We start from the raw sequence: 12927 nt of genomic DNA on the forward strand, positions 1-12927 counted from the left end.
CCCCCTTCATTCAATTGATTACTTGCTTAAACAATGATTGAATACATTCACATAAGCTTTTATTTCAGCATCAAATTGATGATGATGACTCACGTATTGAAAAGCCTTTTCTGCGATCTCCTGTTGTTGCTTCGGGTTTTTTATTAAAGATTCCACCTTCATAATAAAATGCTCTGGTGAATCGAAAGTAAACCCATTTTCTCCATCTATGACCACACTGCAATTGCCGGGATTCCTCCTTGCCGCTACGACTCGTTTTGAATACATCGCTTCAAGTAATGCTGTTGGCTGACCTTCTGAAATCGAAGTGTTGATCACGATATCTGCTTGCTTAAATATATGAGCCATTGCCTCTAAAGATACTTCCCCAATATACGTAAACCATTCCACTTCATCTTCTTTCATTTCTACTTGTTTAAGAAGACCATGCTCAAGAGCTGCACCGACAAATACCACTTTCATTTCTGGATACCGTTCAGCTAAGGAAGTAAATGCCTCCCATAAATAAAAGATATCCTTAACCTTTCTCAATCCTGCAGGTAATAAAATCACAGGATTTCCTTTAGGCAAAAGAATAGACTCATCAGTCTCTGCTGGCAGCCATATACTTTGCGGAATCACATGAGTCCGGTCGCTCAGGTCTGGATAAGAAGCTGCCACTTTTTCTTTCCCATCATCCGTAAATACGGTAACAGCACATGAGTCATCAGCTACATTCCCCATCAAAAGCAATGCATTTGGATCAGCTAAGTCTTCGTTAATATCTGTCCCTCCTGATGTAAGGACATATGGCTTGTTGAGGCTAACATCATGCTTATTCTTCCAGTTGGCAAACCTCCGTAAATGTAGAATGTGGTAAAGATCCACTTCATCAAAAATTTCCTGCCAACGATCATTCCACGTCATTTCCTCATAAGCGAAAACAACTACTTCTATATCCATTAGACGCAGTCCGTGCACGATACGTTTCGCAGTAGTCGCATTTCCTCTGTTTTGTTTAAAGTAAGGAGTAAAAAACAACACTCTCACGATTGTCTCACCCACTGCTCTATATGTTCAGTAATCCACACTCTTTTTTGGTCATCCCGTTTTGTGAGCTTTAGAGAATCTAGTTTTTCTAAAAAAGGAACAAGATATTTTCGTGAAAGTTCAGTATGATCTTTTGCTTCCTGTAATGTAAAACTCTCACTCGAACGCTCCCATAATTCCTTTACCATCATTTTAAATGGCTCATAATGAACAACTAATTTTTCATCTAAACGGTAAATAAGCTCTTCTTGTTCAAAATAGTGAATAAGCTCCGGTCTTAAATTCTCAGGCAGCTGCTGCGCCTCTAGATGATCGATAAGAGGCGAAACTTTAAACCCTTCTTTCCGAAGAGCCCCTAACACATGCTCAACCCTTTTTTCCCATTTCTTTGGAGGGTGCGGGTGATGAGAGACAAGAGCAATGCTTGGACCAATGCGGCGGACTGAACCATTCTCAATTTCATTTTCAATTACAGATTCAAATAAAACGTTCGGGAATGCTGATTTATTTGCCTGAATCAATTCTGCTTTTGCCATCCCTTTTCTCATTGGATGGTCGTTATGATATGTCGTAAGATCTTGTATAACTGTTCTCACAGCAAGAGCTGACACTTCTTTTGAGGTGACAATTGAATTGCTCAAGGGTATAAATTCTTTTTCTTTAATTGCTGCTTCTACTATTTCTGCTTGTAATCCGGTATGTGAAATTATTTCGTCTATTGATAATGCTTTTCTTTCCGACAATAGGTTTATGATTAATTCTTCAGGCGTCCCTTCACGCTTTTTAGCTAGCATCTGAACAGTCGCCTGACCAAATTTATACGTCTGGCCATGCCCATCAATGACTTCTCCGCCGCCGATCGTCTCCATTGGAGTAGGACGTCTTAAAATAAATCGGTCTCCACGCCTTGTCACCACCGGTTCGTCTAAGCGCAGCTGGCAAAGGACTTCATCTCTCTCTGCTTGTAACTCATTGCGGTCAAAAAAGACGATTTTTCCATACACTTCTGATGTGCCAATATGTAATTTAATTGCCTGGCGCTGTTTGATCAAATGGTTCAGTTCATTAACTGTCTTTAAAGCAATATCAATCGTTTGTGTCGACTCATAACGGCCTGGTGCAGCGATCACATCCCCTCTTTTTAGCGAAGCTTTTTCAATGCCTCCTATATTAATTGCTACCCGCTGGCCGGCATGCCCCTCTTCTCTAGGCTGATGATGCACTTGAAGCTGTCTTGCTCGAACTAACTTACCCTGTGGCAGCACTTCGACCATATCACCTTCCTGTATCATGCCTTCATAAACTGTTCCTCTCACAACGGTACCTTGTCCATGAACGGTAAATACTTGATCAATCGGCAGTCTAAATGCTCCGCTTGCATTACGCACATCTAGGACAGACAATTGCTCGATTAACCCTGCTTTCAATTCTTCTAAACCGACTTCTTCAATGCTGTCAACGAGAAAGACAGGCTGGCTATCAAGAAACGTTCCTCTGATTGAATCTTCTATATCCATTCTTGCTAGTTCTAGCATTTCAGAGTCTACTTTAGTTATTTTGGTCACCACAACCACACCTCGCTTGATCCCAAGCAAGGTCAGGATATCTAAATGTTCGCGCGTCTGCGGCATGACGCCTTCGTCTGCTGCGATCACAAGCATAACCATATCAATACCTGCAACGCCTGCAATCATCTGTCTGATAAAGCGTTCATGTCCAGGAACATCAATGATCGATACTTCCATATCCTCATTTAAAGTGAGCGGCGCATAACCTAGCTCTATGGAGATTTTTCGTTCCTGCTCTTCTTTTAAACGGTCTGTATACACATTTGTTAATGCTTTGGTCAGAGATGTTTTCCCGTGATCAATATGACCGGCCATTCCAATGGTAAAATGTTTTTTCACACAAGCCACTTCCTTCTCTCCGTATGTACGTTGTATTATCATACTACACGCCACACAGCAGTTAAAAGCGATTTACTAAAATGTTATGGGGACGTAAAAAAGCCATCTGATTGGATGGCTTAAATTTAAGATATTTAGAAAATGAATATATAAAAATTCAAGTCAGAAATACGCGGCAGCTTGTATTAATAAGCCGCTCCTGAACGATACTTCGCTTTCCGTGTGGAGCTAGTGAGCTTCCTCGGGCTAAAGCACTGTGGGATCTCACTTTTGCTCTAGTCCACACAGGAGTCTTCGTATCATTCATCCGCTAAGACAGAGCGTAATTAGTTATGTGATTATAAGGAATTTTCAAACCAAAAAGTTCCCAATTGATTACTCAACAACTAATCTCTACTAACGTATTTTTGCCAGCAAACATCTACTCTACATTTCACTTGATAAAATTAAGTAATTCATGCATAATAGAGTTCGTTCAAATTTTAATAATTATATAGAACTTCTTGGGGCTGGCTGCGACACTGGTGTTCGTCACGGTCTTCAAAACCGCTCGAGAGGCGCGTGCCGTCTCTGGTAGGTTCGATTCCTACACAGTCCCGCCAAATTATATATATCCTTTTTATATAAATCAGCCCCTGGATCGATTGATCACAGGGGCATTCATTTTATTAGCGACTCTATTCACTTCTATTCAATTCTGTTAAGGAGACTTTATACAGTTTATCATCATTCTCTTTTGGATTGCCGCGTCCATCTTTGTTATTGCTGATGAAATATAATGTATCATCCTCAATCAGCACATCTCGTATCCTGCCATAATCAGTAATGACTTTTCGTTGCTCTCCTGTTTCAAGATCAAATTCGATCACGGCTTCTCCCCTTAAAGCTGCAACAAACAGCTTGCCATTCGCATAATCCATACCTGATGGTGCCCACGTGTCCGTGGCTCCTGAAGTGAATAAAGGTGTGATCATTCCTTCTTCTTCCTCTGTTCCTTGTATGATTGGCCAGCCATAATTTTGTCCGCCTTCAATTTCATTTATTTCATCTTTGGCACTGCTGCCATGTTCACTGGAGTAAAGCGTCCCTGCAGATGACCAAGTCAGCCCTTGAGGATTGCGGTGTCCGTAGCTGTAGATGTAGGAGTCAGGCAGTGGATTATCTTCTGGGATCGATCCATCTAGATTCATCCTTAATATGCTTCCTCCTAATGAGTTAAGGTCCTGTGCTAGATCTGGAGCAGAGGCATCACCTGCTGTTGCGTAAAGCGTTTCATCTGATCCGATTTTTAACCGTCCCCCGTGATGATAGGTACCGCTTGGGATCTGATCTAAAAGCAAGCTCTCTTCCCTCCAACTGTCGTCCTCCAATCGCAGAGTGACAATTCGATTGAATTGTCCGGAATTGTCTTCATAGGTGTAGTAAGCAAATGCTAGATTCGAATCAGAAAAATCTGGTGCCAGCACTAACCCCAAAAGTCCCGCCTCTGCTGCCGTTGCAATATTTTTTTCTAGCTGTACACCTTGCCGTTTCATTTCTCCATTTTCTACTTTTATAATAGAGCCCGGTCTTTCTGTTAAGTAAAAAGTATCGTCTGCTTTTTCAATTGACCATGGAATCTCGAGGTTTTCTGCTATGACTTCTATCCCAGTTGCATGCTCCTCCTCAGAGTGATTAGAATCTTCATTTATGTCAGCCTGCTCCGCTGTAGAGTCTTCTTGTTCATTACTAGAACACCCTACACTAGACCACCCTACTATCAGCAGGAATATACATACAGCTAAAAGTCTTTTCATCTAGCATCTCTTCCTTTCTACTACCTATTTTTATTAGGATACCCTGCCTGAATAGAAACTTAAACTAAAAGGCAGGACTTCTAGCATGAGTTAATGTAAGACTAATGATATGATAGATGGCATATATAAAACTTAATATAGGAGTCCTGCTTCATGACAATCATACTGTTTATTTTCTTTCTATTGATTTATTTTTCCCTTACTTTTTATGTAGCCTATAACGGCTGGATTTGGCTGAAGAAATCCTTTGGTTTCCGTTTTAAACGAACCTATTTCCTCGTCGTGCTCTTTATTTCCATTTCTTATTTTTTAGCGCAGTTTTATTCTATTTCAGGTCTTTTATGGGTTGGATACATCTGGCTCGTTGTATTTGGATATAGTCTGCTTCTATTTCCGCTATTAAATATCCTTTTCTTCGTTATGAAGAAAAAAAGGCTTAATACGAGAAAAGGATTTAAATGGGCCGGGTTTAGTGTCACTTTATTTTATTTGTTTGTTTTCATATATGGCTCCTATAACATGTGGAATCCAGTTGTTGTTTCCTATGATATTGAAGTTGCTAAAGAATCCGAACTGGATGAGATTAAGCTGCTCTTAGTGTCTGATATCCATATCAGCGAAACAATTGGGCCCAAAACGATTACAGAGCTAATCAACCTCTCAAACGAGGTCGAGCCGGATGTTATTTTACTAGCTGGTGATATTATTGATAGTAGTATAGAGCCCTATTATTCACATAACCTAAGTGAAATTATGGCAGGATTAACGGCTCCGCTGGGGGTATATGCTGTTTTAGGCAACCATGAATATTACGGAGATGACATTCCTACTTTTATTAAGGAAATGAATGAAATTGATATTGAGGTGTTAGTCGATGAGGCTGCACTTATTGAGGACCTTTTCTATGTCATTGGACGCAAGGATTACTCAGACTTTAACCGATTACCAATTGACGACCTTACTGAAGACGTGGATCACAACAAGCCAATTCTTTTAATTGATCATCAACCAAGAGAGTTTGATAAAGTAGGTGCTGCTGGAGTCGATGTGATGGTATCTGGTCACACCCATAAAGGCCAGTTGTTCCCTGGTAATCTCATTACTAATGCGATATATGAAAACCATTACGGCCACATACAATTAGACGAGCTCCACACCATTGTTTCATCTGGCTATGGTATATGGGGACCGCCGTTTCGTATCGGGAGCAGAGCAGAAGTGGTTGAGATCAATGTGAGATTTAATTAAATTTAGCCAGTTCAAGTATTTTTTAAAACGAACATTTTTCATTAAAGAAAGCCACTGCAGACTAACATTAAGCAGTGGCTTTCCTTATTTTGAGACACTTCTTTAAAGTCCCTTAATAAGCATTTTATCGAGCTCGCGAACTTTGTCATAAGCACCTACCAATTCTTCAGGTACTAATGTTCTCCCGTATTCCCAAGCATTTGTTTCAATTTGCGCTTTCAATTGTTCAATTTCTTCTTCGTCTCCATAAATAAATGTTCTTAGGTCATACTTTGTCTTTTTATAATCCACATAATAGCCGAGTTCATGATAAATGATGACCTTAAGAAGATTTTCTTTTGACTCTTTTATCCTGATTTTACTTAAGTACCCGTTAACTTCCAGATAGTTAAACTTTAATGTCGTAGTCGAAATATTAAAGCTCATCGGCGAGCTGAGCTCATTGTTAAATTCATAGTTGATTTGTAAATCATGTTCCTCTACGATCTCTTTGATCGCTTTTTCAATATCCCATATGTAAAGCATTTTCTTCATACACAATCCTTTCCTGCATCGTTCCTATTAGTCATTACTCTACCATGATCCCACACAGTTCACATAGAGAAAGTCCATTTTTTTATTTCTGGTAGGCAAAAGCCCTTCACATCCATTATAGATTGTGAAGGGCTTTTCTCACTTTTATTTAATTATCTTCTTCTTCGCTATCACTGTCACTTTCATCACTGTCAGACTCATCATCTGAGCTGGCAGAACTTGATTCATTGTTTTCCTCATCTTTTTCCTCTTCTTTCTCATCCTCTTTTTCCTGCTTCTTCTCCTCTTTCTCATCTTTCTCTTCTTTCTTATCTTCTTCCTTTTCTTCTTCTACATTGTCTTCTTCATCAGACCCTTGCTCCTCGTCATTTGAGGAATCATTCGGCTCTTCATTTGATTCATCGTCACTTGGGTCAATTTCAATATTTAACCCGTCCTCATCGACGACCTCACTCTCACTCTCATCCTCATCGTTATCAGTCTCTTGCTGTTCTTCTTTTCTACGTTCTCTTTCTTCTGATCTTTCACGTTCTCTTCTTTGTTGTTCCTGTTTAGCTCTTTCTTCCTCACGAGCTTCTTTTTGCTTTTTCTCCCATTCATCTTCTACTAGACTGTAAGCATCTTTAACAGTGGTCCCAGTGACAAATAGTTCTGTTACGAGATCACTTCTAGAAGAACTTGAGTCTGCACGTTCACCCGTTGAAGTATCTATTGTAATTTCTTCAACCGAATCAGGTTTTGCAAACTCTCCTGTTTCTTCATTTACCATACCACTCATCACTTCACGGAAGATATGCTGGGCGATTTGACGATCTTCTCTCGTTTTAATATAACTATTCTCATCAATTCTAGGATACCCCGTCCATACAGCGGCTGTATAATTCGATGTATAGCCTGCAAACCAAACGTCAGGAACCCCTTCATCAATATTGTATTTTTGCTTTGTTTCTTCATTAAAGTTCGTTGTACCCGTCTTACCTGCAACCGGTACGCCGCCAATGGCTGCGAGCTGTCCTGTTCCTTCTTCTACTACACTCTTCAACATATCAGTTACCATGTAGGCAGTATAATCACTCATTGCTTGTACACCTTCTGGCTGCATGTTAATTTCTCTGCCATCTGGGAAAACAACTTTTCTAACGGTATGAGGCTCATTATAGGTCCCTTCATTAGCGAAAGCTGAGTATGCACCTGCTAAATCAAGCGGTGAAATTCCTTCATCAAAGGACCCTAGAGCATAGGACTCATAGACAGAACCTTCAATATCAATCCCAATGTTTCCAGCAAATTCCTGCGCTTTATCCGCACCAACTTCTTGGAATGTCTTCACGGCTGGAGTATTCCAGCTTTGAGTCAAAGCTTCTCTTATAGACATCAGCCCGTGATATTGGCCATTATAGTTACGGATTACTTGATCACTGCCTGTATAAGTCATTTCTTCATCTTCTATTTGCTGATAGGTTGACCATTTCAAATGTTCAATTGCAGGTCCATAACTTAGAATCGGTTTAATTGTAGATCCTGGCGAGCGCTTAATATGGGTAGCATAGTTGGAACGGTTCTCTCCAGCTTCTTGATTACGACCTCCGCCAATGGCTTTAATTTCTCCTGTACGGTTGTCAACCACGGTTACTCCCGCTTGGAAATTATCATCCGGATATTGAATAAATTGATCAGAATTAAGCACTTCTTCTACATGTGCTTGAGCATCCGCATCATAGGTTGTATAAATTTCTAAACCACCGTTATAAATCATCTGGGCAGTTAATCCATCAATTTGTTCTAGTTCCCTATATACTTGGTCCATAAAGGCATCAGAAACGGATTGATCTTCCGAGCCTCTTTGCAGCATATCTTCGACCGGCATGCTTCTTTCTTCATCGTATTCTTCCTCTGTAATAAATCCATGTTCATGCATCACATATAGTACAGTATTTCGTCTTTCTTCAGCAAGGTCTGGATTTTGATAAGGGTCATATCCAGATGGACGCTGAGGCAGGCCGGCTAATAAGGCAGCTTCCTTAATTGTCAGCTCATCTACTTCTTTATTAAAGTAAGTCTCAGCTGCTGTAACAATCCCGTAAGCACCATTACCGAAATATATTTTATTTAAATAGAGTTCTAGAATCTCATCTTTTGTATAATGTCTTTCAAGTTCCAGGGCTAGATAGGCTTCTTGTACCTTTCGTGTCATTGATTTCTCAGCAGTTAAAAGTGAATTTTTCACTACCTGCTGAGTAATTGTACTTCCGCCTTCAGCACCAAAACCATTCGTAATATTAGAGATCACAGCCCCTCCGATGCGTCTGATATCAAGTCCTGAATGATCGTGAAAACGAACATCTTCAATTGCTATAAACGCATCCTTCACGTGATCAGGCACTTCTTCAATAGACATTGACTGCCTGTTTTCTCCATTACTTAAAGCAATAATCTCCTCGTTATTATGGTCATACAGAGTAGATGAATTAGCAAATGCAAACGTATCATCATCAATCTCTGGAGCACTTTGAACTAAACCATAAATTGTAAAGCTCCCAACCGCTCCTGCTATCACAAAGAGAACAGTTAAAACGGCTGCAACCTTAAACAATAGCCCGCTTCCTCTTTTATGTTTCCTTTTCTTTAGCTTCCTCTTTTCTTCCCTTGTTTCAGGTTTATCAGCCATAAACCCTTCCCCCACTTTCAATATTTAGATAGTCGATTATTCGTTCCCTCTTTCAAGCAAGGTAAAACCTTGTAAAATATGGTTTTCTACAAGATATACGTATAAAGGAGGATCCTCAACTGTATGGATTCTCAGTTTACGTTTTCGTAGTATAATATGTAGAGAGTTGAAAAATCTATCGAAACGGGAGCTTTTTGATCGTTTTTTGCATTTACTCTTATTTATAAAAACAAAGCTTGAACCTATTGGCATATTAAGGATTAACCCATAACAGCCTTAAAAATCCCATGATTTTACACCTTATTTTTTTGTCATTTTCCCACAAACACATACATATTTTGGCGATCTTGCCACCGATTATCTCGTAGCAATTTCATATATTACAAGTATATTGCAGTTTGATTAAGTAGAACGAGAATGCTTGCCTAACTCGTTTGATAGCTGTTACGATTACTAGCGTTGAACGAAGTAAGGAGGTATTCACTTTGAAAAAACAAACTAATTCAAAGCTTTTACGGAACTTCGGACTACCGCTTGCTACAGCTGGCGTGCTCCTATTTGCATCACCAGCCATTTCAGAGGCAAGTGACTTAGGAAGCAATCTTTTACACAAAGGCGTAGATGGCGAGAGTGTCCAAGTAGTTCAAGAACTCTTGCATGAAAAAGGCTTATTAGATGAAGCCGCTATAACAGGAACATTTTCAAAAGAAACATTTGAAGCTGTTTCAACATATCAAGAAAATCATAACTTAGTAGTGGACGGAATTGCTGGTCCGCAAACAGTAGGTGCGATGAAAGTTCTAGAAAAAGGTGACGAAGGGGTATTAGTAGAAGACCTTCAACATCAATTAGTAGATCTAGGTTTCTATGAAGGAAATAAAGATGGCTTGTATGGTCCATTAACCCAAGCAGCGGTTAAAGGATTTCAAAAAGCTCAAGGAATTTCTGTAGACGGTATTGCCGGCCCTGAGACTTACTCTAACCTTTACTACTCAAACCCAGCCGCTAATAAGGCAGCTGAGCCACAAGCTCCTGTAGCGGAAGCTCCAGTCGAAACAGCTCCTGAATCCCAAGAGCCTGCAGAAGCTCCTGTTGAAGAAGCTCCTGTAGAGGAAGCTCCTGCACAAGCTGAGGAAACAACAGAAGAACCTGCTGCTGAAGAACCACAAGCAGAGGAGCCTGAAGCAGTAGATGAACCTGCTGTGGAAGAAACAGAAGAAACAGTTGATTCTGCCCCTGCAGACAGCGAACAAGCAACATTCGAAATGGAAGCAACAGCGTACACTGCTTATTGTGAAGGATGTTCTGGTGTAACGGCTACTGGAATTGATTTACGCGAAAATCCTAATAAAAAAGTAGTTGCAGTTGATCCTAGCGTTATCCCTCTTGGATCACGTGTACATGTAGAAGGATACGGCGAAGCAATTGCTGGAGATACTGGCGGCGCTATTCAAGGCCATAAAGTAGACTTGCACATGGCAACGAAAGAAGAAGCGATTAACTTTGGCCGTCAAACAGTAACAGTAACGGTGTTAGATTAATATATGTTTAAAAAGCACATCTGCTTATTGCAGATGTGCTTTTTCTATTTCGTCCAGCCCGGTTCATATGTATAAATCGCAGCCCCGCCGTGCTGAGCATTCCCTCTAAAGCTTTTAACATCATCCTGCGCCACTAATACGGAACGAAAATCCAAGAAATCTTCTTTTGTAACCGTGTAAGATTCTAACTCCTTATTACGTAATTGTTCAAGAATCGATTGTGCTTCTTCTTTCGTCAACGGACTCTCCTCCTGCCTTTATCTGAACGTTATGATATAGTTAATGATAATAACATCGTACGATACTATTAAACTAAAGAACGGAGTGTATGTAAACCTATGATCACATATGAAGTGAATCGAGCGATCTCTGCTGAGCAATTAGCTGATCTTTTTAAGCGTTCTACAATTAAACGGCCACATGAAGATGCAGCTCGGTTGACTAAAATGATTGAAGCCTCTCCTCTCCTTGTCACTGCGTGGGATGGTGACCATTTAACTGGTGCAGCCCGTTCGCTGACTGACTTCTCCTATTGCTGCTATTTATCTGATTTAGCTGTAGATAAGCGTTATCAGCATAATGGGATCGGACGTAAATTAATCGAGCGAACCAGACAAGAAATCGGAACCGAATGCTCGCTGATCTTACTCTCCTCCCCTGAAGCACTTGATTATTACCCAAAAGTTGGTTTTAAGAAAGCTGATCACGCTTACTATATTCAACGAAAACAATAAAAGTCAGAGGATTCATATCCCCTGACTTTTTTATTTGCCAGATGTGTTTTTATGACTGAAGTGTTTTTAATGCTTCACGAGGAGCTAAGTACTCATACCCTAAATCACGAGCTACCGCTTCGTATGTGACAGTTCCTCCAGCTGTATTAAGCCCAAGCTCTAAAGCAGGATTTTCTTCGAGTGCACGATGTACACCTTTATTAGCAATTTGCAGCGCATAAGGGATTGTCACATTCGTTAATGCAATCGTTGAGGTTCGCGGAACTGCGCCTGGCATATTAGCAACAGCGTAATGAACAACGTCATGTTTTGTATAGGTCGGTTCATCATGTGTGGTGATACGGTCTACCGTCTCAATAATTCCGCCTTGGTCAATCGCCACATCGACAACCACTGACCCTGCCTTCATCGACTTAATCATTTCTTCTGTAACAAGCTTAGGTGCTTTCGCTCCAGGTATCAGCACCGCGCCAATCACTAAATCTGATTCCGCTACCGCTTCTGCAATATTCAACGGGTTCGACATCATCGTTTGAATATCTGTTCCGTATAAGTCATCTAATTGTCTTAGGCGCTCAGGACTTAAATCCATAATCGTTACATCTGCCCCAAGACCCATCGCAATCTTAGCAGCATTTGTTCCAACAACACCCCCGCCAATGACTGTTACTTTTCCACGTTTCACACCAGGCACGCCTGATAATAAAATCCCTTTTCCTCCTTTAGGCTTTTCAAGGAATTGGGCACCAATTTGAGACGCCATACGGCCAGCTACCTCACTCATTGGAGTAAGTAATGGAAGAGTTCGTCCCACTTGAACGGTTTCATATGCAATGGCCGTTACTTCTTTTTCAACTAATGCTTTTGCAAGCTCTGCTTCAGCTGCTAAGTGCAAGTATGTGAATAAAATAAGACCTTTTCTGAAATAAGCATATTCAGATGGGAGCGGCTCTTTCACTTTCATAATCATATCTGCTTTTTCCCAAATAGCTGCAGGGTCAGCTTCAATTTCAGCACCAGCTTGAACATATTGCTCATCACTAAATCCGCTTCCAATACCCGCATTTTTCTCGATTAATACATGATGCCCAGCTTGAACGAGCGTCATCACACTTGCAGGGGTCATCGCCACACGATTTTCATTGTTTTTTATTTCCATAGGTACACCAATTAACATGTAGACATCCTCCTTTGAACTCTTCAACATTTTCTTATTTTCAGTATAATCATTCTTAGTCAAACTGACCTTGTGGAAAATAATCAAACAACTCTGTCTCTTTTTGTATTTTTCCACAAATCATAAATTATCACTTCACACATGTAAAAATTAAGATTATACCTGTTCTACCTTACCCATTTTCGCCTTCCTCTACCTATTCTATCCCCTCATTCATCTGCCTTTTTACATTTTGTCAGCTTTTAAGGAGAAAAATTAGACACCAATAGCAGTTTTAAGTTGTTTATGGTAGG

10 protein-coding genes and 1 tRNA gene are annotated in these 12927 nt (G+C 40.3%); 4 read left to right on the forward strand and 7 right to left on the reverse strand.

The window, feature by feature from the left end; all coding sequences use genetic code 11:
• Positions 1 to 18: 18 nt before the first annotated feature.
• Together PQ478_RS13265 and selB are read right to left on the reverse strand one after the other, a co-directional pair.
• The gene (locus PQ478_RS13265) at positions 19 to 1029 is read right to left on the reverse strand and encodes a glycosyltransferase (RefSeq protein WP_289234575.1); all 1011 of its coding nucleotides are present in this window, start codon (positions 1027 to 1029) and stop codon (positions 19 to 21) included.
• Positions 1026 to 2978, reverse strand: a complete 1953-nt coding sequence (gene selB / locus PQ478_RS13270) for a selenocysteine-specific translation elongation factor (RefSeq protein ID WP_289234576.1) — start codon at positions 2976 to 2978, stop codon at positions 1026 to 1028. Before selB ends, PQ478_RS13265 begins: the two co-directional genes overlap by 4 nt.
• 463 nt (positions 2979 to 3441) lie before the next feature.
• Between selB and PQ478_RS13275 the strand changes: the two genes are divergently transcribed.
• Positions 3442 to 3538 (forward strand) — tRNA-Sec (locus tag PQ478_RS13275).
• 75 nt (positions 3539 to 3613) lie between these two features.
• Here PQ478_RS13275 and PQ478_RS13280 read toward each other — a convergent pair.
• Positions 3614 to 4732 (reverse strand): PQQ-dependent sugar dehydrogenase, encoded by a 1119-nt coding sequence (locus PQ478_RS13280; RefSeq protein ID WP_289234577.1) that lies wholly within the window; start codon positions 4730 to 4732, stop codon positions 3614 to 3616.
• Between the two features lie 153 nt (positions 4733 to 4885).
• Between PQ478_RS13280 and PQ478_RS13285 the strand changes: the two genes are divergently transcribed.
• Entirely contained in the window at positions 4886 to 5980 is a 1095-nt protein-coding gene (locus PQ478_RS13285) for a metallophosphoesterase (RefSeq protein ID WP_289234578.1), read from the forward strand.
• Positions 5981 to 6082: 102 nt separating this feature from the next.
• On the opposite strand, the gene PQ478_RS13290 is transcribed toward PQ478_RS13285, so the two are convergent.
• Together PQ478_RS13290 and PQ478_RS13295 are read right to left on the reverse strand one after the other, a co-directional pair.
• Positions 6083 to 6514, reverse strand: a complete 432-nt coding sequence (locus tag PQ478_RS13290) for a hypothetical protein (RefSeq protein WP_354004538.1) — start codon at positions 6512 to 6514, stop codon at positions 6083 to 6085.
• Positions 6515 to 6662: 148 nt separating this feature from the next.
• Entirely contained in the window at positions 6663 to 9182 is a 2520-nt protein-coding gene (locus PQ478_RS13295; RefSeq protein ID WP_289234579.1) for a transglycosylase domain-containing protein, read from the reverse strand.
• Positions 9183 to 9667: 485 nt separating this feature from the next.
• On the opposite strand from PQ478_RS13295, the gene PQ478_RS13300 reads away from it, so the two are divergent.
• The gene (locus PQ478_RS13300) at positions 9668 to 10723 is read left to right on the forward strand and encodes a peptidoglycan-binding protein (RefSeq protein ID WP_289234580.1); all 1056 of its coding nucleotides are present in this window, start codon (positions 9668 to 9670) and stop codon (positions 10721 to 10723) included.
• A 44-nt stretch (positions 10724 to 10767) separates the two neighbouring features.
• Here the strand turns inward: PQ478_RS13300 and ykzS are convergent, their stop codons facing one another.
• Positions 10768 to 10962, reverse strand: coding sequence for a protein YkzS (gene ykzS / locus PQ478_RS13305; protein WP_012959276.1), 195 nt, complete (start codon positions 10960 to 10962; stop codon positions 10768 to 10770).
• 99 nt (positions 10963 to 11061) lie between these two features.
• On the opposite strand from ykzS, the gene PQ478_RS13310 reads away from it, so the two are divergent.
• On the forward strand, positions 11062 to 11457 hold the full coding sequence (locus PQ478_RS13310; protein WP_289234581.1) for a GNAT family N-acetyltransferase: 396 nt from the start codon (positions 11062 to 11064) through the stop codon (positions 11455 to 11457).
• Between the two features lie 49 nt (positions 11458 to 11506).
• On the opposite strand, the gene ald is transcribed toward PQ478_RS13310, so the two are convergent.
• Positions 11507 to 12634 carry an alanine dehydrogenase gene (gene ald, locus PQ478_RS13315; protein WP_289234582.1) on the reverse strand — a complete coding sequence of 376 codons (1128 nt, stop codon included), beginning with the start codon at positions 12632 to 12634 and terminating at the stop codon, positions 11507 to 11509.
• Positions 12635 to 12927: the final 293 nt, after the last annotated feature.

Origin of the sequence: Alkalihalophilus pseudofirmus, from assembly GCF_029094545.1 — a bacterium.
In the GTDB taxonomy this organism is placed as follows: Bacteria; Bacillota; Bacilli; order Bacillales; family Bacillaceae_D; genus Alkalihalophilus; species Alkalihalophilus pseudofirmus.